The organism is Acidovorax sp. SUPP3334 (genome assembly GCF_030159055.1).
Lineage (GTDB): Bacteria > Pseudomonadota > Gammaproteobacteria > Burkholderiales > Burkholderiaceae_C > Paracidovorax.
On sequence record NZ_BQXQ01000016.1, the window covers coordinates 17,315 to 39,486 of the forward strand.

The window sequence follows — 22,172 nt, forward strand, 5'->3', positions numbered from 1 at the left end:
CCGCTGGCCACTGACCGATGCCGACCGCCCCCGGTCGGCGTCGTCGTTGCGTCAGCGAGCGGCCTGCGCCGTCCCGCCCGACTGGGCCGAGGCCGGCAGGCCGAAGATGCGGTCGAACCCCCAGTTGAAGACGAAGGTGTAGCAAAGGAAGAAGGCGATCAGCCCCAGGTCCATCACGAAGGCCTGCCACAGGCTGACCTCGAACCACCAGGCGAAGAGCGGCACCAGCGTGAAGACCAGGCCGCCCTCGAACCCGATGGCGTGGGCGATGCGGCGCGCCGTGCTGCGCCCGCGCACGGGCTGGCGGGCCTCCCAGCGCTCGAAGGCCCAGTTGAACACCAGGTTCCATACCACCGCGATGGCCGACGCCGCCACCGCCACCACGCTGGAATGTCCCGACCCCTGCCCGGTGAGCCAGGCCAGCGCCACGGTGGCCGCTGCAATCGCGATGAGTTCGTACAGCGTGACGTACAGCACGCGGCGCGCGACGCCCTGAAGCCCCGTGGGGCGGTGGGCGGCAGGCGTTGCAGGGGCGGCGGAAGAGGCGGCGGCGGAAGCGTTGGGCAGTGACATGGTCGCGACTTTATGTGCGCCAGGCTGATACATAAAGTCAGCTTGTTTCAGTTTTATTGATAGATACTGCGACCCATGGCGTTTTCTTCCGACAGCGTGCAGGTGTTTCTGGCCGTGCTGGACCAGGGCTCGTTCTCGGCCGCGGCGCGGGCCCTGTCGCGCGTGCCCTCGGCCGTGAGCATGACCATCGCGCACCTCGAAGCCGAACTGGCGGTGTCGCTCTTCGACCGCACCGGGCGCGAGCCCCGCCCCACCGCCGCCGCCCGGGCGCTGGAGCCGCAGGCGCGGCTGCTGGCGGGGCAGCTCAGGCAGTTGAACGCGCAGGCGCTGGCCCTCACGCAGGGGCTGGAAGAGCGCCTGACCCTGGCCATCGCGCCCGAGTTGCTGGCGGGCCACTGGCGCAGCCCGCTGGCGGCCCTGGCCGAGGAGCACCCGCTGCTGCAGGTCGAGGTGCTGGCCGCGCCGCAGGCCGATGCGCTGGCGCTGCTGCATGCCGGGCGCGCGCAGCTGGCGCTGGTGTTCGAGCGGCCCAGCATCGACGGGCGCGAGGGCTTTCAGGAGGTGGGCAACGAAACCCTGGTGGCGGTCATGGCGCCCGGCCACCCCGTGCTGGCGGCCGCACAGGCCGCGGCCACGGCCCGCGGCGAGCCCGCCGCCAGCGCCCTGCTGCGCGAGGAGCACCTGACCACCACGCGCCAGATCGTCGTGGCCAGCCGCGACCTGGCGCAGACCGACCCGCGCTTCGTGTTCGCGCGCCACCACTGGCGCACCGACAACCACCTGGCTGCGCTCGGGCTCATCGAAGCCGGCCTGGGCTGGGGCTGGCAGCCGCGCGCATTGGTGCAGCCGCGCATCGCGGCGGGCTCTCTGGTGGAGATGCCGTTCGAAAACCTGAGCAACGGCGTCGCGCTGTGGGTGGACGTGGTGTGGTCCAAGGAGCGGCCGCTGGGCCTGGGGGCGCGGCGCTTCGTGGAACTGATCGCCCGGCAGGCGGTACGGCCTTCGGGTCAAAAAAGGCTCTAGCGCATATTTCACTAAGGCACATAGCTATACTTTTAATAGCAAAAATTGAGCATTCGAGGACTTCTGTCGCGGGTGTGCGGTAACAAGTTCTTAGGCAACGAGTTGGGTCGACCCGCCTTGTTAATGAATGGCAGCAGATGTAGTGAATATTCACCGTCAAAGAAAACGGCTCTATGCCGTTTCGAGTGGAACTCGACCTCAGGGAACATGCGGCGTAACGCCGAGCCCAATCGGGGCAGCAGGAGCAAAGGGGTTGGTCGGCAGATCCTTGAGCTTGGCCATGCGCAGGTAGGCGATGGCGATGAAGTTGCGCACAGTCCTGAAGCCGCGTGCTGCCGTCTTGGTCTGCTGCAGCAAGCACGGTGCAGCGCATCGGCCTCAAGACCACGCGCATCCGCAGCCTGAGCGGCGAGTAGGTGGTGATGAGCAACACCGACCTGCTCAAGCAGACCATCAACAACTACCGCTACATGCAGGAGCGGCGCATCGTGTTCCAGTTCAGCGTGCCCTACGGCACCACGGCGGAGCAGGCCGAGGCGATTCCGCAGGCCGCGCGCCGCATCATCGAGGCCGAGGACAAGGCCCGCTTCGACCGCGCGCACCTGCAGGGCTTCGGCGAGAACGGCCTCAAGTACGAGGTGGTCTACATCGTGCTCGACCCCGGCTACAACGTGTACATGGATTTGCAGCAGCGCATCAACCTGTCGCTGATGCGCGAGCTGGCCGTGCTGGGCGTGGAGTTCGCCGTGCCCGCGCGCGCGCTGCAGTGGGCCGCGCCCGGCGGTGGCGAGCCGCCCGGTGGATTCCTGCAGGTGCGGCAGCCCGTGACGGCTTGAGGCGCATCGGCCGGGACGCGCGCCGCGCGGTGGTGGCCGTCCGCTGCGCCGTTGGTTGGTTAAAGTAGCGGCCCTCGTCCCGGCTGCACTTCGGCCCTCCGCCCAGCGCGCCCGCGGCATCCCCGATCCCCAACGCGGCAGAAAATCCCATGACCCAGGACCCGGCTCGACAGAGCGAATTGAAGAAGATGGAGCTGTGCGAAAGCTGCGCCGGCATCCAGCGCAACTGGCGCCGCGCGCCGGGCCATGCCGAGCTGGTGCAGCGCGGCAACCGCAAGGAAGAGCGCGACCACGGCACCGTCACCATCACCCGCTACCAGTGCGACCGCTGCGGCACGGCGTGGGAGTACGAAAACGACAAGACCGACCAGCGCGCCGGCTGGTCCGTGGTGGGGCGCTGAGGCGCCCGCACCGGGCCCTTGGCCATGATGTCGGTGGATGTTCGATTGCTATTATTTCGATAGCTGTATACCCTAGTGTTGATTGCGCTGGAGGCCGATAAGGCTTGAATCGCAGCGCAAGCCCGAGGCGCCCGGCATCGACCGGGTGAACCCGGCAACCGGTCCCCTGCCTTTCCGACACCGTCCTACGCCAGCGCCCCGGGGTCGGGGCTTAAAACAGTCTTCGTAAGGCGGCGCCTTCGCTCCCTGCCGTTCCAGGGGTCCGCGCCGTCCGCAGCCACGACTGATTTCAAGGACCCCCGGACCCATGTTCTTTGCCCGCTCCCCTGCCTCCGATTCCGAACCGCCCGCCGACGGCGGCAACCCCGCCGCTCCCCTGCCCGAGCGCACCGTCGTCGTCATCACGGGCGCATCGAGCGGCATCGGCCACGCCACGGCGCTGGCCTTCGCGCGCCGCGGCGCGTGTCTGGTGCTCGCCTCGCGCGATGCCGACACGCTGTCGCCGGTGGCGATGGAATGCCGGGCCGAGGGCGGCACCGCCATCGGCGTGCCCACCGACGTGACCGACCCCAAGGCCGTGCAGGCGCTGCTGGTCAAGGCGATACGGCACTTCGGCCACATCGACGTGTGGGTGAACGGCGTGGGCGTGGGCGCGGTGGGCCGCTTCGAAGACGTGCCCGTCGCCGCGCACCGCCGCGTGCTGGAAACCAATCTGCTGGGCCACCTGCACGGCGCGCACGTGGTGATGCCGCATTTTCGCGAGCGCGGCCGGGGCACGCTGGTCAACCTCATCTCCATGGGCGGCTGGGTGCCGGCGCCCTATGCGGCGGCTTACACCGCCAGCAAGTTCGGCCTGCGCGGCCTGTCGGAAAGCCTGCGCGCCGAAGTCTCCGACCTGCCCGGCGTGCACGTGTGCGACGTGGCGCCCACCTTCGTCGATTCGCCGGGCCTGGCGCACGGCGCCAACTACACGGGCCGCAGCATCCGACCGCCGCTGCCCATGGTGGACCCGCGCCGCGTGGCCGACGCCATCGTTGGCCTGGCCACCCGCCCGCGCGACGTGACCTGGCTGGGCGCGCCCGCGCTGCCCGGCCGCATCGCCCATGCCGTGGCCCCGGCCGCCGTGGGCCGCGCCATGCGCTGGCTGACCGATGCCGCACTGCGCCGCGCGCGCACCGTGCCCAACTCGGACGGCAATCTCTTCGAGCCCTCGCGCGGCACCGCCATCGATGGCGGCCACCGCGAGCACCGCGACAGCCGCATGGCGGCCATCGCCGCGCTGGGCATGGCGGGGCTGGCCTATGGCTGGTGGCTCGCCACGCGCGACCGCAGCGGCGCTGCCGACCGGCAGCAGCCCTAGCAGCAGCCCTGGCCAAAGCCGGGATTGCGTGGCGCAGACGGGTGTGGCCGGCCCGTCGCGCAAGGCCCTTTCACCGGCCGCAGCCTTCTCTTTGAAAAGGACCATTCCCATGCCCGCTTCCTCCATCTCCCCTGCGGCGCGTGCCGCGCAGAGCTTCACGCTCTACGCCGCCAATGGCCGCGTTTACGCCAGCAACGTGCGCGACAAGCTCATCGACCTGGGCGAACTGAAAGCATCGCAGGGCCAGTACGGCTATGCGCTGGACGGTGGCGACCATGTGGAGCGCTCGGGCTTTCCCAGCGCCGAAGACGCGCTGGCCGATCTGGCCAGCACCGTCACCTTCCTGTACCTGGACGGCCAGTTCACCGCGCTGGAAGACCTGTCGGATGGCCGCAGCCCCGATCTGGCCGATGTTCCGCAGATCCAGATCAACCTGGACGCGCTGGGCCACGGCGAGCCGGCCATTGCAGCAGACGTTTGACGGTTTGCTATTGAAATAGGAGTGATGTCGATTGCTGGACATGCGCTGACGGCCGTTTTGGCTTGAGGGCGCAGCGTTCGGGAATTCCCTGCTGGACGGGCCGAGGCCGCACGGCTATCGTTTGTGAACGGTGTTCACAATGGTGTCGGGCGCCGCGATGGGCCCGCCGAGGGCCACAAGGAGAACCCCGATGAAAGTGGAGCCCTACCTGTTTTTCGACGGCCGCTGCGAAGAGGCGCTCGAGTTCTACCGCACGGCGCTGGGCGCCGAGGTCACCGGCCTGATGCGGTTCAAGGACAACCCCGAGCCCGTGTCCGATGGGGCCGGCATGGGCTGCGGCGACGCATCGGCACCGCCGCCGGGCGACAAGATTCTGCATGCCGCGTTCCGCATCGGCGAGACGACGCTCATGGCCTCCGACGGCATGAACGGCGGCAAGCCCGTGTTCCAGGGCGTGTCGCTGTCCCTGTCACCCAACGACGCCGCCGAAGCCGGGCGCCTGTTCGCCGCGCTGGCCGACGGCGGGCAGGTGCAGATGCCGCTGGCGCCGACGTTCTTTTCGCACGCGTTCGGCATGGTGGCCGACCGCTTCGGCGTGCCGTGGATGGTGGTGTGCAACCCCGCCGCCTGAGCGGCCGGCACGGCTTGCCGCACACTTGCCGTCGTCCTTCCGATTGATTGATTGATTGATTGATTGATTGATTGATCTCCAGCGCCCGCGCGGCTTGAACGACCCATCACCCCATGAACGAAACGCCCCACATCGCCGACCTGCCCGCCCGCCACACGGCATTCATCCACGTCACCTGCACGCGCGAGGAGATCCAGCAGGTCATGGGCCAGGGCGTGCGCGACTTGATGGACGCGATCGCCGCGCAGTGCGTCTCGCCCGCCGGCCCCTGGTTCACCCACCACCGGCGCCGGCCCACCGACACGTTCGACTTCGAGATCAGCGTGCCTGTGGCCGCGCCGGTCGGCCCGATGGGCCGCATGCAGCCGGGCGAGTGGCCGGCGATGCGCGTGGCCCGCACCGTGCACCGGGGCCGGTACGAAGACCTGGGCACTGCCTGGGGCGAGCTCCTGCAGTGGATCGAAGGCCAGGGCCTGCGGCCCACGTCCGAGCTGTGGGAGTGCTACCTGACCGGCCCCGAAACCGGCTCGGACCCCACGGCCTGGCGCACCGAGCTGAACCAGCCGCTGCAGGGCTGAAAGCCGTGGAGAGATGCTGCGAAATGCTATTGATTCAATAGCTGCCTGCGCAGTATCGACGGCGGCGCTGGCCTGTTTTGGCTGGATGTCGGTGTTTGGAGCCGCCAGCCGAGGCAGACCGGTGCGCCGGCGATCGTTCCATGCCTGCACCAGTGCGTTGCGCGCCCGTCGCGTTGCAGCGCCGCCCGCCGCCCCCATGTGGGAAGGAATGCGCGGCCGGCGCACTGCCAACCAGGAGCTTTCCCCATGCCTGTCGATTCCCCGATTCTGAACACCCAGCCCCTCGGCGCCCTGTGGCCCACGGTGGACCCGTTTCTGTTTTGCGCCCACCACGACGACGCCTACCCGCCCGGCAACGCCGCGCTGGGGCCCGATGCACCGCTGCACGGCCGGCAGATCGGCCAGGATTTTTCGGGCCGGGACGGCTGGAGCATGTACCACGGCGACGTGGTGCCCGGCTTTCCGCCGCACCCGCACCGCGGTTTCGAGACCGTGACCATCGTGCGCAAGGGCCTCATCGACCATGCCGATTCGCTGGGCGCCGCGGCCCGCTTCGGCCAGGGCGACGTGCAGTGGCTCACCGCGGGCGATGGCGTGGTGCATTCCGAAATGTTTCCGCTCCTGGACCGCGCGGCGCCCAATCCGCTGGAGCTGTTCCAGATCTGGCTGAACCTGCCCGCCGCCAACAAGCGCGTGGCCCCGCACTTCACCATGTTCTGGGCCGGCGACATTCCGCGCGTGGTGGACCGTGACGGGGGCGGGGACGGCGCCGCCACCCACGTGGCGGTGGTGGCGGGCCGGCTGGGCGATGCTTCGCCCCTGGCGCCGCCGCCCGGCTCCTGGGCCGCGCAGACCGAGGCGGACGTGGCCATCTGGACGCTGCGCCTGGAGCCCGGCGCGCGCTTCACGCTGCCTGCCGCCACGGGCCAGGACACCCGGCGCATGCTGTATTTCTTCGCCGGCACCGGCGTCACGCTGGCGGGCCAGCCGGTGGCGCACGCCGCCATCGAACTGCGCGCGGGCGATGCGGTGGAACTGCACAACAGCGGCGCGGCCGACGCCGAATTTTTGCTGCTGCAGGGCCGCCCGCTGGCCGAGCCGGTGGCGCAGTACGGCCCCTTCGTGATGAACACGCAGCAGGAAATCGCCGAGGCGGTGGCCGACTACCGCCGCACCGGTTTCGGCGGCTGGCCGTGGGGCGACGAAGCCCCGGTGCACGGCCCGGATGCGGGCCGGTTCGCCCGGCGGCCAGGCGAGGCCGCGCCGGAGGTGCCGGAGGTGCCGGCGCCGGTGTGAGCCAGTCAGGCATGAGGCGCGCACTGCGCTGCCTCGGGTAAATGACTGTTTGTTACGTGACTTTTGGAGATGGGGGACAAAATAGCGCCTGCCGATTCCAGTGACGCGCCATGAATAGCCTTCTTTTTCTATTGCTGTGCACCGTGCTCGCGCTCCTCGCCTGGGGGGCCTTCCAGATATTGGGCAACTGCGCTTTTCTGTTCATGGTGGTCATCGTGGTGGCGCTGCTCGTCAGCAAGGCCGGCAAACCGAAGTTCGGCCCAAAGAAGTAGCGGCGTCACGCGAGTGAGCCGATGCGCTGCTGCATACTGCGGCGCCCTTTCATTACCTGTTCCACCGCAGCACGACCCGCATCGAGCCCACCTGCTATCTGCAGGACCTGTTCACCGCCCCGGCGGCGCGCGGCCAGGGCGTGGGGCGGCAGCTGATCGAGGGCGTTTACTCGGCGGCGCGGGCGGCGGGCGTGCGCCGCGTGTACTGGCAGACGCACGAGACCAACGCGGCGGCCCGGCGGCTGTACGACCAGGTGGCGCGGCACGCGGGTTTTCTCATCTACGGAAACGACGCCTGAAGTCGGCCGGGTTCAGGGGCGGCCGCTTGGGGCGGCGCCTGCCTTGTTCGACAATGCACGCCTGACCGCCGGGCGCGCAGTGCCTGCCGCCTTTGCCGATTCATCGATTCGCCGGAACACGCCATGAACATCTCCAAAGACACCGCCGTCACCCTCAGCTACAAGGTGACCACGCCGCAGGGCAAGCCGCTCGATTCCGGGCACCTGGCCTATCTGCACGGCGGCTACGAAGGCATCTTCCCGAAGGTGGAGGCCGTGCTGGACGGCCAGGCCACGGGCTTCGCCACCACGCTGGACCTGACCGCCGCCGACGCCTTCGGCGAGCGCGACGAAAGCCTGGTGCGCACCATTCCCAAGAGCGAATTTCCACCGGGCGTGAAGGTGGGCGGCCAGCTGCGCGGCGCGGGCGACGACGGGCAGGAGCGCGTCTTCAACGTGGTCAAGATCAAGGGCCCCGAGGTGCACCTGGACGGCAACCACCCGCTGGCCGGCCAGGCGCTGCGCTTTTCCTGCAAGGTGACCGAAGTGCGCGCCGCCACGCCTGAGGAAGTGACGCACCGCCACGTGCACGGCGGCCACGGCCACCACCATTGATCTGAGCTGCGCCGAGTGGCTTGATTTGCTATTAAAAGTATAGCGCTATGCCGTGAATTTTATTGCGCTGGAGGCCGATTCGGCTCTGATGCGGGCCAGCCGGCAGGCGTTCGGCGCTAGAACTGCACGTCCACCACCACGTTGTCCAGGTAGGTGCCGGGCACGGGCGCCGGCTGGTCGGGGTACACGCGGGCGCGGTACGGAAAGAGGTGCGAGCCCGTGCCGTTGGCGATGCCGCCGGCCGGCCCGGCGGTGGCCTGGGTGCTGGCCACGCGCGAGCCCGCCGCCGTGCCCCATGGCGTGGTGCCCGCCCCGAAGAAGATGTCGTAGGCCAGCCGGTTGGTGCCGTTGGCCATCTGCCGCCGCCCGCCGCTGGGGTTGCTGCCCGGCCCCAGGCCCACGGTGTAGCTCATGCCGGTGGTGCACACCAGCGCCACCTGCGAGGCCGCTTCGCCGAATCCCGCGGGCAGCGCGGCGGTGCCGAAGTTGATGGCGCCGGGGGTGATGAGGCAGTCGTTGGTCACCTGCAGCTCCACGGTCACGGTGCGCGTGGCCGAGCCGGCGTACACGGTGCCCAGGCAGGTGCTGATCAGTCCCAGGCCGTCGCACAGGTTGTAGACCCATGCCACCCGCAGCGTGTCGCGGTAGGTGCCGGCGGGCACGTTGGCGCTCAGCGTGGCGATCTGCAGCGGCACGGTGGCCTTGCGGTTGGGCAGCAGCGTGAGGATGTTCGCCCCCGAGGCATTGATCACCAGCAGCCCCGACGAATACGTGAGCCCGCTGCCGTTGCCGGCCTGGTAGCCGATGGTCTTGGTGGTGTCGGCGATGTTGCGCAGCAAGAAGCCGTTGTCGCTGGTGACCGTGGCCCGCAGCAGGCTGTCGGTGGACAGCAGCGACAAAAGCCCCGTGCCGCAGGTGATGGCGAAGCTGCCCGAGGTGCTGACGCTGCCGTCGCGCACCGCGAACGACGATGCGGTGCCGAGGGAGCCACCCGTTTCCGAATAGGCGCAGACCGCGGCCACGGCAGGCGCGCCGGCCCCGAGCGCCGCCAGGCACACGGCGAGCCGCGCAACACGGGCCGCCATGGATCGCCACGCCGTCATAGCTGCACCCCTTCGGCGGGTGCCACGGGTTCCTTGCCCGTGCTGCAGACCACGCGCAGATCGCGCGTGGCGGCATAGGCCTGTTCGCTGAATGCCGCGCGGCACACGCCACCGTCCGGTAGGCGCGCGACCAGCGTGTTGCGGGCCTGCAGCGCGGTCAAATACACCACGCCGTCCCATCCCACCACCGTGGGCACATTGCCCTGTTCGTGCACCACGGCGGCACCCGCGGGCAGCGGCGCGCCGCTGGCATCGACCAGGGTGATGGTGGCGGTGCGCATGCGCATCACGGGCAGCCGCACCAGCGTGCCGGTGCCGCGCGCGACCGCCACGCGCTTTTCCAGGGTGGGCGTGTGCACATCGGCCGGCAGCGACAGCGGATCGATCTCGTAGCGGCCCTCGTAGTAGGCCGGCACCTCCGGCACGAGCAGGTAGCCGCGGGCGTTGGTGCGTCCTACGCGCTGGTGGTTGAACAGCACCGGCACGTCCGCCATGCCGTCGGTGGACACCAGCGCGAAGCCGTCGCTGATGCGGTTGGAGGCGAAGGCGTAGCCGTCCATGATCCCGATGGAGCCCGATGCGCCCGCGAACCGGGTGGCGTGGCCGGCCATGCCGTAGGCGCCGCCCTGCACGGTCAGCGTGTCGCCCCGGTACTGGGCCGATGCCTGGCGGTACCGGTTCGCATCGCCGCCCAGCGTATGGCCCAGGCTCCAGCCGAGGCCGCCGTCCGATGGCACGGTGCGCTGCACGCTCGTCTGCAGTTGCGTGGCACCGTCGCCGTAGCGGGCCACGGCCGCCTGCGCGCTGGTGTGCGGCCCCAGCAGGTAGGTGAGCTGCAGCCGCACCTGCGTCTGGCCCGTTTCCACCGTGCGCCCGGCGGTGACCGACACGTAGGCGTTCTGCCCCACGGGCGTGCTGTAGCCGGCGTAGGCGAGCCGGCTGCGCTGGCCTTCGCGGGTCTGCAGGTCCACCCAGCCCACGCTGACCGAGCCGCGCGCGAGGTTCAGACTGGCATCGAGCTGCCGCGTGCGCTTCGGCAGCTGGAACCCGTCGCCGGCATAGGTGCTGGCGTCGCCATAGCCGGGGGTGCGCTGCAGTTGCTGCATCGAGATGCCGCCGCGCGTGCTCTGGAACTGGTAGCCGGCCGCAAGCTGCCAGCCGCCCCGGTCGCGCTCGGACTGGCCGCGCGTGACGGCTGCATTCGCCACGCCCCACAGCCCCAGCCGCACCAGCCCGCCCACGCCCGCCACGCTGAGCCCGCGGCCCGCCTGGGCCTGGGCTTCGGCCGTGAAGGCCTCGGTGACGCCCTGGCGGTACACGCCCGAGGCGAGCGGCCGGCCGTAGGACAGGCTGCGAAAGCCGTAGGCCCGCCGCAGCGCGCCCAGCGACAGCGAATAGTCGGTCCAGCCCGGGCGCAGCAACTGCGTGTTGACGTAGAACGGCACCGAGGTCAGCACCTGCCGGCCCAGCGCATCGGTGGTCACCACCGACGCCGTGCCCGAGCCGTTCACCGTGGGCAGTTCGCCCAGCGTGAAGGGGCCGGGCGCGACCGTGCGGTTCGCCGCGCGAAAGCCGTTGATGAACACGTCCACCGCCGAAGGCACGGCCGCCTGGCCCGAGAACGCGGGCAGCGGGTAGGTCACCAGGTCGGGCCGGATGCCGAAGTTGCGCGACCACTGCACGCCGCCCATCCGCACGGGCGTGGTCCACGGCAGCGCGCCGGTGATGAGGTCGCCGTACAGGGTCTGGGTGGCGGCGTCGGTGTCGGGCCGGGTCCATTGCGTGTCGTAGCGCACGAAGCCGGTGGAAAAGCCGGTGGAGCCGTGCCGCAAGATGCCCGTGCTCGACACCACGCCCACGGGGCCGAAGTACCGGGCCTCGGACCACAGCGACGACGTGGTGCGGCCCTGCGTGGTCATGGCGTAGGCGTCGTAGTTGAGCAACAGGCCCGTGCCGCCCGCCAGTTGCAGCGGCTCGCGGACGTCGGCCAGGTCCTGGCGCGGCAACCAGCTGGGCGGCACCTGGATGAGCAGGCGCTGGCCCAGGCTGTCGTATTCGGTGACCACGCCGGGCAGCGCGTTGACGGCCACGCGCGTGCCGTCGGGCATGGCGGTCTGGATGTGCAGCTCGCGCAGCAACTGGGCGTCGATCTCGTAGAGCGAGCCGTTCTGCAGCACGTTGGCCACTTCCCCGGTGGTCTTGCCGTTGACCACCAGCTCCAGGTACAGCGTGGCGGGTGCGCCGGGTTTGGCGTCCGGCATCGGATAGTCCGCGGCGGTGAGCAGGCGCGGCAGGCATGCCACCAGCACCCCCCAGCGGGCGACGCGGGCACGCAACGGGGGCGGGTGCGGTTCATTGCGACGCACGGGGCAGTTGGGCTTCGCGCCCGTTGACCGTCACCGCCAGGGTGTGGCCGGGTGACGGCGGGGCCGCCACGTCCAGCGGCATCTGGCTTTGCGGCAGCACGTAGTTCAGCACGTCCTTGGGCGGCGCTGCGGACGCGCCCGAGCGCGTCCAGACCACCGAGGTGATGCGGGCGTGGCCCGTGCCGCGGTTGTGCAGCACGACCTGGCTGGCGCGGCCCTGGGGCTTGAGGTCCCACGACAGGTCGGGCTCCAGCACGGCCGTGCCATCGACCAGCGAACGGGCGTCGGCCAGGCGCCGCGGCAGCGTGTCCGGGCCATAGACGAACAGCGGAATGGCATAGCGGATCTGCAGCCGCACCGCGACCGCCGCCGCATCGGCATTGGCGCGCTCGGGCGGGCCCGGAATGCTGGCGGGGCCGTCGGGAGCCAGCGGGTCCGCGGCTGGCAGCTCGTCCACCAGCACGCGGTAGGTCTGCTCGGACCGGGGCGGCACCGGCTGCGTCGCCAGCAACCGCACCATCTGCCGTTGGCCCGGCGGAATGTGGCTGATGGGCGGGCTGGCCACCACATCGCGCTGCACATCGAACTGGTCCTTGCCGTCGGCCTGGCGCCACTGGAAGACCCGCACCTGCATCGACACCGGCGTGCTGCCGCGGTTCTCCAGCCACAGGGCCACCGCGCGCTGCGGGCCGGTGATGACCGGGTCCACGGGCCAGATCATGATCGGCGTGGCGGCCCAGGCCGGGATCGCCGTGGCGGTAACCATGGCCCACGCCAGCGCGGCCGCCAGCCTGCGCAGGAAGGGCGGCATCGTCACCATGAAAGGGTCACCTGCAAGGTGTCGGTGTAGGTGCCCGCGCCGATGCCGGAGCCCGGGAACGTCGCCGTCGCCTGGATGGGCAGCGCCGTGGGCGTGGCGCCCAGCGCCATGTTCGCCACGACGTTGGGCAGCAGCGCCGGCGTGCCCGCCGCCATGAGCGTGAGCGCGTACGGAATGAACTGCGAGCCGTTGGAGAGCCTGCGCTGCGCCCCGCTGGCGTGCAGCCCGGCGTTGATGGTCACCTGCAGCGTGGTGCCCGGCGTGCACAGCACCTGGGCCTGCATGCCCTGCCCGCCTGCCGCCATGACGCTGTGCGTGCCGGTGCGCACGGGCGAATGCACGCCGAAATCCAGCATGCCGAACGACAGGCCGGTGGTCTGCGAACTGCCCGAAATCTGGCAGCCGCGCGCCACCGTGGCGCTGACGGGAATCGTCCCCGTGGTGGCGATGGGCGTGGCCGAGCGGGCAGGCGCAGCGGGCCAGGCCGCCAGGGCGGCAGCCAGCGTCCACAGCGCGCCGGCGGTGGCGGTGCGGTGGGTCGAAAACGGGCGGGCGGAATCGTTCCGGCAAGGCTGCGCCGGGTGCCGTCCGATGGCTTGCATCATGCTTTTCTCCGGGCGGGCCGGGCGCTCGGCCGGCCGCCGAGCGGTCAGAACGTCAGCGTCACCCCGAGGGTGTCGGTGTAGGCCCCGAAAGGCAGCGACTGGCTGCCGGTCTTGTTGACCTGCCCGTAGATGGGCAAATTGAACGCGGCGCCCGCCGTGGGAATGGCGACATTCGCCACGGGCGTATTGAGCGGGTAGGGCGTGGTGTGGCTCGCGTCCTGGTACACCTCGTACGGGATGTACGCGGCCGCGGAGTTCATCGCCCGCGTGCCCACGCCCACCCCGGCGCCCTGGCCGGCGTGCAGCCCGCCGCTCACCGTCACGCTGATGACGGTGATCTCGGGCGAACACAGGATCTGCGTGGTGCCGGCCCCGCCGGCGCCGCCCGTGGGCGCGGCGCTCACCGTGCCCGAGAACGTCGCCGGCTGGGTGCCGAAGTCCAGCGTGCCGAAGCTCACGCCCGACTGCCCGCCCGAACTGCCCGAAATGACGCAGCCCGTGCTGATGCGCATGGTGGCCTGCAAATTACCGGTGAGCGTGTCCGCCGCGGCGGTTCCTGCTCCGCAGACCAGCGCAAGGCCGATCGCCGCAGCGGCGGGAAGGCCGCGCAGCGTTTGTCCTGGGTGGGTCTGGCTCCATTTTCCGCTCGGCGTCGCGCCTGCGGGCTCGTCTCTCTTTTGCATCGCTTTCTCCTAAACGCACAGGCAGAAAAATTCGATGGGACAAAGGTGCTTGGCCCTGCAGCATTCAAGGCTGCAAATGTCTCCGGATACAGTTATTGCACATTTACACGCTACGGCTTCGCATTGTTAACAATTTGAAACAACTGGCCGAAAAATGGAGACTTGGGTTTGGGCGGCCCAGAAAGCGCTGCGCCGCCGTGGTGGCTGGCGCGGCTGCTATCGTTTTACGGCATGGGGCCGTACTGTGTTTTTTCGGCGTTACCGGCGCAGCAGCAGCGCCTGGCGCAGCAATCGCGCGGCACGGTCGCGGATCTGGAAAGGGCTGTGGCCGGGCAGGGGCCGCACCTTGGAGCGGGAGCACGCGGCCAGAAAATCTTCCAGGATGGGCGCGTCGTCCATGGTCTGCGACGAGCCGGGCTTGAAGAATTCGGGGTGCCACTGCGTGGCGGCGATGTAGCCGCGCCCGCGCTCGGGACGGCGGCGGATGGCCTCGGGCACGCCGTCGGGGTGGCTCCAGGCCTCGATCTCGAAGCCCGGTGCGAGGTTCTTGATGCCCTGGTGGTGGATGCTGTTGACCACCACCCGCTGTTGGCTCGGGTACATCTGAGACAGCCGGGTGCCGGGCACCAGCTCCACCTCGTGAAAATGCTGGTCGTAGGTGACCGCGTTGCGGTGCTGCTGGGCGCCTGGGTGCTGGGTCTCGATGTCCTGGTAGAGCGTGCCGCCGAAGGCCACGTTGATCAGCTGCAGCCCGCGGCACACGCCGAAGATGGGCTTACCGGCCTGCTCGAAGGCTTCGACCACCGCCAGGTCGTACAGGTCGCGGATGCGGTCGCCCAGCCAGGCGTCCTTCAGCGGCACTTCGCCATACGTGCCGGGCCACACGTCGGCGCCGCCGTGCATCACCACGCCGTCGAGCCAGTCCGCATAGTGGGCGAGCGTGACGTCGCCACGGGCGGTTTCGCCGGTGGGGCAGGGCACCATCACCACCATCGCGCCGGCGGACATGATCCAGTGCGCGATGGTCTGCTCGACGTACTGCAGGGTCTTGTTGGTGAACAGCGAGCGTGCGGGGTCCGCATGCGAGAAGCAGGCGGAAAGACCGATCTTGAGGCGCTTGGAAGTGGACATGCTCAGCGTTCCGCGAAGGAAGGGCGACTGCGTTGCGGCCCGCAGTAAATCAAGGGAGAAGGCATCCGAAGGTTGTATCACCCGTCGTGAGGCGGCGCTGTAGGAACCGGCCGCTCCCGCCATGGGCGTCTGCCCCACAGCCATCGGCGCCGCCCTGTTGCTGTGCGGCCCTTTCGCCGTGTGCGACCATGGCTGCGGGTGACGGCTGAATGCGGGCCTTCCCGCCGCAGCGCCGCCCCATCACCGTGCCCGGCCACGAGGCCGGGTGTCATTGGAAAAAAGGAGCAACGCTATGCAAGTACAGGTGCACACCGACGAATACATCCAGGGCGGCGAATCGCTGGCCCAGTGGGTCCAGGAAGAAACCAACAGCCGGCTTGCACGCTTTCGCGAACACCTGACGCGGGTGGAGGTTTTCCTGTCCGACGTGGACGCCGGCAAGTCCGGCGCCGGCGACAAGCGCTGCGTGATCGAAGCGCGCGCCGCAGGCCGCCCGCCCGTCGCCGCCACTGCCGATGCCGACAAGCTGGCCGACGCCTTCACCAGCGCCGTTGACAAGGTGACCCGCGCCCTCGATACCGACCTGGGCCGCCTGAAGGACCGCCACGGCCGCGAAACGATCCGTACCGCGACCGAGTCCGAGTAAGCGATTGGCGGCGGCAGGGCGCATTCACCCTTCGCCGCCCGCGTTCACCAGCCCCGCCCTGCGGGGCTTTTTCATGCCCGTGCGGGCGTTACGGCGCGTCCTTTTGCCGCCCAGCGATGCGCCGCTGGGGCACCGTGCCGGGGGCCTCCACCATGCGGCCGCTGCGCGCGTGCGCGGTCTGGGCGAGCTCGCCGATCAGTGCGGCCTCGGGCAGGTTCTTCCAGTAGCGGGTGGGCATTTCCCTGCGCATCATGTCCAGCTTGAGGCGCGCGGGGTTGAAGATGTTCCGGTAGTACGTGAGCCACAGCGCCTCGCCCGCATCCGGTGGCGGTGCATCGCTGCGCTTCGCCGCGGGGCCGGTGTGCAGGCGGGCGCCGTCCCAGTGCACGCTGCCGTCCGGCGTGAGAATGGCCCAGCGCATCTGCGTGAAGCGGCGCGCGAAGAACGGCGCGTTGGCCTCGGTGATCCGGTGGTCCGGCTCGAACCATGCGATGTGCAGCGTGCCGCCGTCGGATTCGGGCACCGGCCGGAACCGCACGAAGGCGCGCATCTTGTGCATGTCGCGCTTCACGGCGCGGGCCAGGTGCTGCAGGCGCAGGCGGTCCGCGTCCAGCGGGTCATGGCGCAGCCCGGGTTCGTGCGCGAGCCGCCACAGCAGCCGGTACATGAGCGCGAAGCGCCCCGGGTCCCGGTGCAGCACCACGCGCTCGCACAGCTGTAGAAACTCGCGGGGCACGCGCAGAGCCGGCGGGCCGGGGTCGGGCGCAGCAGAGCGCGCCTGTGCACCGCCCGCCAGCGGATCGCCTCGCTGGTGCGGCGCAAGGGGCGCGTTCGCAGCCGCCATCGCATCAGTCAAAGGCGCTTCGGTCAACGGCGCCTCGGTCACCGGCGCCTCGAACAGATCGCCTGCCCCGGATGCATCGGCGAACAGATCGGCCACCGCGTCCGCCTGGGTGAACCACTGCACCTGGTGCGGTGGGCACCCGTTGTGGACCAGGGCGCGAGCCGCATCGCGAAAGCCGGCCCAGTCGGTGGCGTGGCGCAGGGTGATGGTGGTCGTGGTCGTGGTGGCGGCCGGCGCCTGCGCGTCTGGCGATGGCGCATGGCAGGTGGCTTGCGAACCGGCGATCGGCATGGCCTGCCCTTCAGCCGAACAGCGACGCCTGCACCGGCTGCGAAAGAGCGGCGGGCGTGCCGATCGCATCGGCTGCATCAGCCGCCCGTGCCGCGCCCAGGGCGCCGGCAGGCCGCGCAGGCGTGGCGAAGAAGGCCTTCAACTGCATCGAATCCAGCATGCGCCCCGGCCGGTGGTCCACCGTTTCGACGAACGGCAGCACCTTCTTGAGCGGCACGCGCAGCCGCGACAGGTCGGCATGCCGCACGCGGCGCACCCGCCGCGAGGCCAGCAGGCGATCCACCGAGCCCACGCCCAGGCCCGGCACGCGCAGCAGCATCTCGCGCGGGGCGGTGTTCAGGTTGACCGGAAAGCGCTCGGGGTGGGCGATCGCCCAGGCGAGCTTGGGGTCCATGTCCAGCGACAGCATGCCGCCCTGGCGCGCAGGCACGATCTCTTCGTGCGCGAAGCCGTAAAAGCGCATCAGCCAGTCGGCCTGGTACAGCCGGTGCTCGCGCACCATGGGCGGCGCGGACAGCGGCAGCGCGCGCGAGGCGTCCGGAATGGGGCTGAAGGCCGAGTAATACACGCGCCGCAGCCGAAAGCCGCCGTACAGCTGCGCGCTGGTGGCCAGGATGGTGCGATCGTCCGCCGCGTCGGCGCCCACGATCATCTGCGTGCTCTGGCCGCCGGGGGCGAAATGCGGCGCTGCGGCTCGCCGCGTGCGCCCGGGCAGCGAAACGACCTGCGCTGCGCTTCGCTGCTCGCGCCGCGCCTCCTTGGCATCGGCGATGTGGCCTGCCATGCGCGCCATCGAGCGCCGAATGGCGGCGGCGTCCTTCTCTGGCGCCAGCGCCGCCAGCCCCTGCGCGGTGGGCAGCTCCACGTTGATGCTCAGGCGGTCGGCGTAGCGGCCGGCGCGCTGCATGAGCTCGGGCGACGCGTCGGGAATGGTCTTGAGGTGGATGTAGCCCCGAAAGTCGTGCGCCTCGCGCAGCACGCGGGCGACCTCCACCACCAGCTCCATGGTGTAGTCGGGGCTCTGGATGATGCCGCTGGAGAGGAACAGGCCCTCGATGCAGTTGCGGCGGTAAAAGTCGAGGGTGAGGTCCACCACCTCCTGCACCGTGAACCGAGCGCGCTGCACGTTGCTGCTCACCCGGTTCACGCAGTACAGGCAGTCGTACAGGCAGAAGTTGGTGAGCAGGATCTTGAGCAGCGAGATGCAGCGCCCGTCCGGTGCGTAGCTGTGGCAGATGCCCGAGCCTTCGGTGGACCCGATGCCGCGCCCGCCGACCGAGTTGCGCGGTGCCGCGCCGCTCGATGCGCACGAGGCGTCGTACTTGGCGGCGTCGGCCAGAATCGCGAGCTTGGAAGAAATGATCACTGTATGAATTTACAGTGAAGAACGCCCGCAGGCAACGTTTATTCCAACTTGCTATTAAAAATATAGCAATATCCCCTAGTGGAATATGTGCTGGAAGCCGATTCGACCCAAAGCGCCGGAGCGCCAGAGGCCAGCGGGGTCAAAGGCCCTTTTCCACCATGTCGAGCAGCCGCTGGGCCACGCGGTCCATCTGTGGGCCCACCACGCGCGCCAGGGGCCCGTCGATCACCAGCAGTGCCAGGCCATGCACCGCCGACCACGCGAGAAACTCCGCCCCGGGCCGGCGCTCGGGCGGCAGCACGCCGGCCGCCACCATGCGGTCCAGCGCCGCACCCAGCAGTTGGAAGGGGTCCAGCCCGGTGGCGCCGGCTTTTTGCCCGTGGTGGGGCGTGCCCGGGCCGATGTCACCCGCCGCAGCGAAGGCCGTGCGGAACAGCCCCGTCTCCTCGCGTGCGAAGCGCAGATAGCCCACGCCCACGGCGCGCAAGCCAGCGCGGGCGTGTTCCTCGGGCGCCAGGGTGGCGGGCACTGCCGCCAGTTCGGCCTCCATGGCCTGCGCCACTTCGGACAGGGCGACGGCGCGCACCGCTTCCAGCAAATCCTGCCGGTTGTCAAAGTGGCGATAGGCCGCGTTCGGCGCCACGCCCGCGCGGCGCGTGGCCTCGCGCAGCACCACCGCCTGCGGCCCCCCTTCGCGGGCCAGCGCCACGCCCGCATCGAGCAGCGCGCGCCGCAGGTCGCCGTGGCGATAGGTCTGGCGGGTCGCGGGGGCGGGGGCGGAGGGCGAAGCGACGGGGAGTTCGGGCGGAGCGGGCGAACCGGGCGGATGGAGCAAATCGGGCATGCGGGTTTGTCGGGATGTGACGCTGTCGATCGTCTCTGCTGAGGTTTTGTGTACGGCGTCCACAATAACCCATCGGGTGGATGGCTGCCGCATCGCACGGCGGTGCGCTGCTAAAAAGTCCGTCCTGAACAACTCGCAAGTCGTTGATCTTGCTTGCAGTTCTTGGGGTTGATGGCCGCAGCCTTTGCAAGGTATGGTTTTGCCTATCTCTGTTTTCTTGCAAATTCCTCCGGAGATTCCATGGGTCCGAAGCCTTCGCAGCCGCAAACATGCCCAAGGCCATCGCCCACCCGACCGACAGCCGGCTGCTGGACAAGAGCCGCCAGCACCTGGTGAAGGTGGCCCAGGAGCACGGCCTGCAATTGCGCCAGAACTACAACCGCGTGGCTCCACGGCTGGCCGCGCAGATCGGGCGCTACGCTCACGCCAAGCAGTTTAAGCATCACCCGAACGCTCAAGGCCATGATCAAAAGGCGCAGTGCCATCGAGCCCGCCATTGGGCACATGAAGATGGATGGGCGACTTGCCCGCAACCCGCTCAAGGGCGCGCTGGGTGATGCGCTGCATGCGGTGATGTGCGGTGCCGGGCACGACCTGCGCCTGATCCTGGCCGCGCTGCGGCTTTTATGCGCCCGATTCGGGCTGCCGATGCAGGCGGTCATCGCGGCACTGTTCGTCGCACACGGTGACCGCCGACCTGTCCGCGGTTGAGAGCGGAATTGTTCAGGGCGGACTCTTTAGTCGCAAAGCCAGAAACATTATGATGCACAAAGCTCCGCCATCGACTCGCTGTCGGATCGGTACGGATAACAACTCGGACCACTAACCAGCAAATTTCAACGGGCACGCATGTCGAACACCAACAAGACCGATCAGTTCTATGACCAATTGACAACGCTGGTCGATCAATCGCTTGCAGCGGTGCTCAAGAAAGGCTCGACGACCAATGAAAATCAAGATATAGAAAGTGCCATCGCCAACTCCAGAACCTTGCTGGAACAGATGCGCGACCGGACCAATAAGGACATTAGAGAGCTGCGCGAGCTGTCCGAATGGGACACGTTCACCATTGCTTTCTACGGTGAGACGAACGCTGGCAAATCCACCCTTATCGAGACACTACGCATTTTGCTGGGGGACAGTGAAAAACTCGCCACACAGCAGAAATTCGAGGATTTGGCCATCGATCTGCGCGTGGATCCCGAGAGCCTTGCGTCGATCGAGTTAAGCATTCAGAAGTTGCAGGCTCAACTCGCGGACAGCCAGCGACTTGCCAACCAGCTCACGCAGCAGTTGAAGAGTGAGGAGGGGGAGCAAGAGGTTGGCCTCGACGTGCTGAGGGCCACCATCGAGCACAAGCGAAAGAGCCAGAACTTTTGGCAGAAGCTGATGCGGATCTTCAAGAAGCTGGATGAGGAGAAGGCTCTGTCAGAGCGGGAGCTGGCGCTCGTGCAGCTCAAGGCAGGAAACCAGGCCAGACTGGAAACCATCGCCGCCGAGCCCCGCAAGATCCAGGCCGAGCTGGCGGCCAGGACAGGCGAAAAAGCCAACGTTGAAAGCGCGTTCACACGGCTGGCTCCTCTGCAAGATGGATGCATCATCGGCAACGGGCGCTCAGACTTCACACTCCAGTCGCATTCCTACCGCTTCGTGGCGGGAGGCCAGCAGTTCCAATTGATCGACGTGCCTGGCATCGAAGGTGATGAGAAGCAGGTGATGAGCGCCATCGACTCGTCCGTCAAGAAAGCCCACGCGGTGTTCTACGTGACGCGCAACCCCACCCCGCCCGGCTCCGGCAGCGAGGGACAGGAGGGCACCATTGACAAGATCAAACGCCAGTTGGGCAAGCAGACCGAAGTCTGGGCTATTTTCAACAAGAGCGCGACCAACCCTCAGGTTCTGCAAGGCCAGACCTTGGTCACCCAAAACGATGCTGTCGGCCTAGCCGACATGGGCAAATCCTTGACCGCTTCGCTGGGCACTGAGACCTATAGGGGACATGTGTGCGTCAGCGGCATGCCCGCCTTTCTGGCGGCTGCCACCTGTCTGCTCCCCAACAACCACCATGTCAAAAGCCGTGAAAAGTTCCTCGCATCAATGGGACGCGATGAAATTCTCCAGCGCAGCGGCATGCATGCCTTCCTCGAGTTCCTGCGTTCGGAGCTGTGCCAGAACTTTCAGACCAAGATCCGCGATGCCAATGTAAAGAAGATTCGCAGTTGCCTGCAAGACGGCATCAGTCACCTACATCAGGTGCGAGACAACTTCGCCAATGCTGCACAGAAGCTAGATGTGCAGCAGAAATCTGCCTCATCTCAGATCGATGGACTGCTGTCCGGGACGTCGCAGAAGCTCAAGAACGAATGCCATGACGAGCTGAGCGGCAAGAAGTCCGCCATGCGCAGGGCCATCTACGACTACATCGAAGGCGACCATAGCAGTGACGATTTCAAAGAGCACCTGACTGGCGAGATCGACGCACTCAAGATCAGCGTCGGCCGGGATCTGGAGGCACGCTTCGCCAAGGTGTTCAAGTCGTTCACCGATGAGGCTGAAGCCATCATCCAGAAGAATCAGAAGAACGTCAGCGAGATCCTGCACTACACGATCGATGGCCCGTTCTCATCGCTCAAACTGAACTTCAATACCGACTTCAAGATGAGCAATGGCATCAACGTCGTGGGCCTGATATCAACGCTAGGCGGAGCTGCGGCGCTGGTCTGGGCATCATTCCTTGCGTCCAACCCAGTGGGTTGGACCACTGCGGCAGTGATCGGTGCGGTCGGTCTCGTGTTCAGTCTCTATAAAGCCGTGCGCAGCTTCTTCAGCAGCGACTACAAGAAGGAGCAGCAGCGCAAGTCCGCTGACGAGAATATTGAGAAGGTGTTCGAGAAGCTCACGGAAATGCTGGACGGCAATCTCGAATCGGCCAGCGCCAAGATCAATGAGGCCCTGCTCTCGACGAAGACCCAGATGCGCATTCCCTACGAACAGAGTCTCAACACCAAAGTGGCACTGGAGGAAATTGCCGCCAAGATGGCTACGCTGCGGGACAAGCTCGTCCCCAAGCCGGCCTCCGCAGCCCCTGCTGCCACGCCGGCCACAGAAACCGCAACCGCCTGAATACTG

At 68.2% G+C, this 22,172-nt stretch carries 21 protein-coding genes and 4 pseudogenes; 14 read left to right on the forward strand and 11 right to left on the reverse strand.

Annotated features, from left to right (window positions below; translation table 11 throughout):
• Positions 1-51: 51 nt before the first annotated feature.
• Positions 52-567, reverse strand: a complete 516-nt coding sequence (locus AVHM3334_RS10875) for a PACE efflux transporter (RefSeq protein WP_502869892.1) — start codon at positions 565-567, stop codon at positions 52-54.
• 81 nt (positions 568-648) lie between these two features.
• Between AVHM3334_RS10875 and AVHM3334_RS10880 the strand changes: the two genes are divergently transcribed.
• On the forward strand, positions 649-1,596 hold the full coding sequence (locus AVHM3334_RS10880; RefSeq protein WP_284412183.1) for a LysR family transcriptional regulator: 948 nt from the start codon (positions 649-651) through the stop codon (positions 1,594-1,596).
• Positions 1,597-1,794: 198 nt separating this feature from the next.
• Here AVHM3334_RS10880 and AVHM3334_RS10885 read toward each other — a convergent pair.
• Positions 1,795-1,953, reverse strand: a pseudogene (locus AVHM3334_RS10885) (ISL3 family transposase); the annotation flags it as partial.
• Here AVHM3334_RS10885 and AVHM3334_RS10890 point away from each other — a divergent pair.
• From AVHM3334_RS10890 to AVHM3334_RS10935, 10 genes and pseudogenes are all read left to right on the forward strand, one after another.
• Positions 1,944-2,432 (forward strand): annotated as a pseudogene (locus tag AVHM3334_RS10890) (mechanosensitive ion channel family protein); the annotation flags it as partial. The pseudogenes AVHM3334_RS10885 and AVHM3334_RS10890 sit on opposite strands and share 10 nt — an antisense overlap.
• Before the next feature lie 149 nt (positions 2,433-2,581).
• Positions 2,582-2,833, forward strand: coding sequence for a hypothetical protein (locus tag AVHM3334_RS10895; protein WP_284412185.1), 252 nt, complete (start codon positions 2,582-2,584; stop codon positions 2,831-2,833).
• A 307-nt stretch (positions 2,834-3,140) separates the two neighbouring features.
• Positions 3,141-4,193 (forward strand): SDR family oxidoreductase, encoded by a 1,053-nt coding sequence (locus AVHM3334_RS10900; RefSeq protein ID WP_284412186.1) that lies wholly within the window; start codon positions 3,141-3,143, stop codon positions 4,191-4,193.
• A 109-nt stretch (positions 4,194-4,302) separates the two neighbouring features.
• Entirely contained in the window at positions 4,303-4,674 is a 372-nt protein-coding gene (locus AVHM3334_RS10905) for a hypothetical protein (protein ID WP_284412188.1), read from the forward strand.
• A gap of 190 nt (positions 4,675-4,864) precedes the next feature.
• Positions 4,865-5,305 (forward strand): VOC family protein, encoded by a 441-nt coding sequence (locus AVHM3334_RS10910; protein WP_284412190.1) that lies wholly within the window; start codon positions 4,865-4,867, stop codon positions 5,303-5,305.
• Between the two features lie 113 nt (positions 5,306-5,418).
• Complete coding sequence (locus tag AVHM3334_RS10915; RefSeq protein WP_284412192.1) at positions 5,419-5,883, forward strand: GyrI-like domain-containing protein; 465 nt, start codon at positions 5,419-5,421, stop codon at positions 5,881-5,883.
• A 246-nt stretch (positions 5,884-6,129) separates the two neighbouring features.
• Positions 6,130-7,179 carry a pirin family protein gene (locus AVHM3334_RS10920; protein ID WP_284412193.1) on the forward strand — a complete coding sequence of 350 codons (1,050 nt, stop codon included), beginning with the start codon at positions 6,130-6,132 and terminating at the stop codon, positions 7,177-7,179.
• Between the two features lie 110 nt (positions 7,180-7,289).
• Positions 7,290-7,451 carry a hypothetical protein gene (locus tag AVHM3334_RS10925; RefSeq protein WP_284412194.1) on the forward strand — a complete coding sequence of 54 codons (162 nt, stop codon included), beginning with the start codon at positions 7,290-7,292 and terminating at the stop codon, positions 7,449-7,451.
• Between the two features lie 50 nt (positions 7,452-7,501).
• A pseudogene (locus AVHM3334_RS10930) lies at positions 7,502-7,750 on the forward strand (GNAT family N-acetyltransferase); the annotation flags it as partial.
• Positions 7,751-7,873: 123 nt separating this feature from the next.
• Positions 7,874-8,344, forward strand: coding sequence for an FKBP-type peptidyl-prolyl cis-trans isomerase (locus tag AVHM3334_RS10935; protein ID WP_284412195.1), 471 nt, complete (start codon positions 7,874-7,876; stop codon positions 8,342-8,344).
• 116 nt (positions 8,345-8,460) lie between these two features.
• On the opposite strand, the gene AVHM3334_RS10940 is transcribed toward AVHM3334_RS10935, so the two are convergent.
• The 6 genes from AVHM3334_RS10940 to AVHM3334_RS10965 all read right to left on the reverse strand — a co-directional run bounded on the left by AVHM3334_RS10940 (position 8,461) and on the right by AVHM3334_RS10965 (position 15,052).
• A complete protein-coding gene (locus AVHM3334_RS10940; protein ID WP_284412196.1) occupies positions 8,461-9,429 on the reverse strand; it encodes a Csu type fimbrial protein in 969 nt (322 codons plus the stop codon).
• 14 nt (positions 9,430-9,443) lie between these two features.
• Positions 9,444-11,813: a fimbria/pilus outer membrane usher protein gene (locus AVHM3334_RS10945; protein WP_284412197.1), complete on the reverse strand. Its 2,370-nt coding sequence runs from the start codon at positions 11,811-11,813 to the stop codon at positions 9,444-9,446.
• Positions 11,800-12,633 carry a fimbrial biogenesis chaperone gene (locus AVHM3334_RS10950; RefSeq protein ID WP_284412199.1) on the reverse strand — a complete coding sequence of 278 codons (834 nt, stop codon included), beginning with the start codon at positions 12,631-12,633 and terminating at the stop codon, positions 11,800-11,802. The genes AVHM3334_RS10945 and AVHM3334_RS10950 overlap by 14 nt, the downstream gene beginning before the upstream one ends.
• Positions 12,627-13,238, reverse strand: coding sequence for a spore coat protein U domain-containing protein (locus tag AVHM3334_RS10955; protein ID WP_284412200.1), 612 nt, complete (start codon positions 13,236-13,238; stop codon positions 12,627-12,629). The genes AVHM3334_RS10950 and AVHM3334_RS10955 overlap by 7 nt, the downstream gene beginning before the upstream one ends.
• A 44-nt stretch (positions 13,239-13,282) precedes the next feature.
• Complete coding sequence (locus tag AVHM3334_RS10960) at positions 13,283-13,921, reverse strand: Csu type fimbrial protein (protein ID WP_284412202.1); 639 nt, start codon at positions 13,919-13,921, stop codon at positions 13,283-13,285.
• A gap of 258 nt (positions 13,922-14,179) precedes the next feature.
• Positions 14,180-15,052 carry a gamma-glutamyl-gamma-aminobutyrate hydrolase family protein gene (locus tag AVHM3334_RS10965; RefSeq protein WP_284412204.1) on the reverse strand — a complete coding sequence of 291 codons (873 nt, stop codon included), beginning with the start codon at positions 15,050-15,052 and terminating at the stop codon, positions 14,180-14,182.
• Between the two features lie 292 nt (positions 15,053-15,344).
• On the opposite strand from AVHM3334_RS10965, the gene AVHM3334_RS10970 reads away from it, so the two are divergent.
• Complete coding sequence (locus AVHM3334_RS10970) at positions 15,345-15,698, forward strand: HPF/RaiA family ribosome-associated protein (protein ID WP_284412206.1); 354 nt, start codon at positions 15,345-15,347, stop codon at positions 15,696-15,698.
• Between the two features lie 88 nt (positions 15,699-15,786).
• On the opposite strand, the gene AVHM3334_RS10975 is transcribed toward AVHM3334_RS10970, so the two are convergent.
• From AVHM3334_RS10975 to AVHM3334_RS10985, 3 genes are all read right to left on the reverse strand, one after another.
• Positions 15,787-16,833, reverse strand: coding sequence for a TIGR03915 family putative DNA repair protein (locus AVHM3334_RS10975; RefSeq protein ID WP_284412208.1), 1,047 nt, complete (start codon positions 16,831-16,833; stop codon positions 15,787-15,789).
• 10 nt (positions 16,834-16,843) lie between these two features.
• Positions 16,844-18,199: a putative DNA modification/repair radical SAM protein gene (locus tag AVHM3334_RS10980; RefSeq protein ID WP_284412210.1), complete on the reverse strand. Its 1,356-nt coding sequence runs from the start codon at positions 18,197-18,199 to the stop codon at positions 16,844-16,846.
• A 139-nt stretch (positions 18,200-18,338) separates the two neighbouring features.
• Complete coding sequence (locus AVHM3334_RS10985) at positions 18,339-19,043, reverse strand: TetR/AcrR family transcriptional regulator (RefSeq protein ID WP_284412212.1); 705 nt, start codon at positions 19,041-19,043, stop codon at positions 18,339-18,341.
• Positions 19,044-19,312: 269 nt separating this feature from the next.
• Here AVHM3334_RS10985 and AVHM3334_RS10990 point away from each other — a divergent pair.
• Together AVHM3334_RS10990 and AVHM3334_RS10995 are read left to right on the forward strand one after the other, a co-directional pair.
• A pseudogene (locus tag AVHM3334_RS10990) lies at positions 19,313-19,754 on the forward strand (IS5/IS1182 family transposase); the annotation flags it as partial.
• A 138-nt stretch (positions 19,755-19,892) separates the two neighbouring features.
• Positions 19,893-22,166 carry an ATP-binding protein gene (locus tag AVHM3334_RS10995; RefSeq protein ID WP_284412214.1) on the forward strand — a complete coding sequence of 758 codons (2,274 nt, stop codon included), beginning with the start codon at positions 19,893-19,895 and terminating at the stop codon, positions 22,164-22,166.
• Positions 22,167-22,172 lie beyond the last annotated feature (6 nt).

Excerpts from the sequence above, each read along its gene's own strand:
- AVHM3334_RS10880 (WP_284412183.1), top strand. The coding sequence starts at position 649 with ATGGCGTTTTCTTCCGACAGCGTGCAGGTGTTTCTGGCCGTGCTGGAC.
- AVHM3334_RS10895 (WP_284412185.1), top strand. The coding sequence starts at position 2,582 with ATGACCCAGGACCCGGCTCGACAGAGCGAATTGAAGAAGATGGAGCTG.
- AVHM3334_RS10900 (WP_284412186.1), top strand. The coding sequence starts at position 3,141 with ATGTTCTTTGCCCGCTCCCCTGCCTCCGATTCCGAACCGCCCGCCGAC.
- AVHM3334_RS10905 (WP_284412188.1), top strand. The coding sequence starts at position 4,303 with ATGCCCGCTTCCTCCATCTCCCCTGCGGCGCGTGCCGCGCAGAGCTTC.
- AVHM3334_RS10910 (WP_284412190.1), top strand. The coding sequence starts at position 4,865 with ATGAAAGTGGAGCCCTACCTGTTTTTCGACGGCCGCTGCGAAGAGGCG.
- AVHM3334_RS10915 (WP_284412192.1), top strand. The coding sequence starts at position 5,419 with ATGAACGAAACGCCCCACATCGCCGACCTGCCCGCCCGCCACACGGCA.
- AVHM3334_RS10920 (WP_284412193.1), top strand. The coding sequence starts at position 6,130 with ATGCCTGTCGATTCCCCGATTCTGAACACCCAGCCCCTCGGCGCCCTG.
- AVHM3334_RS10925 (WP_284412194.1), top strand. The coding sequence starts at position 7,290 with ATGAATAGCCTTCTTTTTCTATTGCTGTGCACCGTGCTCGCGCTCCTC.
- AVHM3334_RS10935 (WP_284412195.1), top strand. The coding sequence starts at position 7,874 with ATGAACATCTCCAAAGACACCGCCGTCACCCTCAGCTACAAGGTGACC.
- AVHM3334_RS10940 (WP_284412196.1), bottom strand. The coding sequence starts at position 9,429 with ATGGCGGCCCGTGTTGCGCGGCTCGCCGTGTGCCTGGCGGCGCTCGGG.
- AVHM3334_RS10950 (WP_284412199.1), bottom strand. The coding sequence starts at position 12,633 with ATGGTGACGATGCCGCCCTTCCTGCGCAGGCTGGCGGCCGCGCTGGCG.
- AVHM3334_RS10955 (WP_284412200.1), bottom strand. The coding sequence starts at position 13,238 with ATGATGCAAGCCATCGGACGGCACCCGGCGCAGCCTTGCCGGAACGAT.
- AVHM3334_RS10960 (WP_284412202.1), bottom strand. The coding sequence starts at position 13,921 with ATGCAAAAGAGAGACGAGCCCGCAGGCGCGACGCCGAGCGGAAAATGG.
- AVHM3334_RS10965 (WP_284412204.1), bottom strand. The coding sequence starts at position 15,052 with ATGTCCACTTCCAAGCGCCTCAAGATCGGTCTTTCCGCCTGCTTCTCG.
- AVHM3334_RS10970 (WP_284412206.1), top strand. The coding sequence starts at position 15,345 with ATGCAAGTACAGGTGCACACCGACGAATACATCCAGGGCGGCGAATCG.
- AVHM3334_RS10975 (WP_284412208.1), bottom strand. The coding sequence starts at position 16,833 with ATGCCGATCGCCGGTTCGCAAGCCACCTGCCATGCGCCATCGCCAGAC.
- AVHM3334_RS10985 (WP_284412212.1), bottom strand. The coding sequence starts at position 19,043 with ATGCCCGATTTGCTCCATCCGCCCGGTTCGCCCGCTCCGCCCGAACTC.
- AVHM3334_RS10995 (WP_284412214.1), top strand. The coding sequence starts at position 19,893 with ATGTCGAACACCAACAAGACCGATCAGTTCTATGACCAATTGACAACG.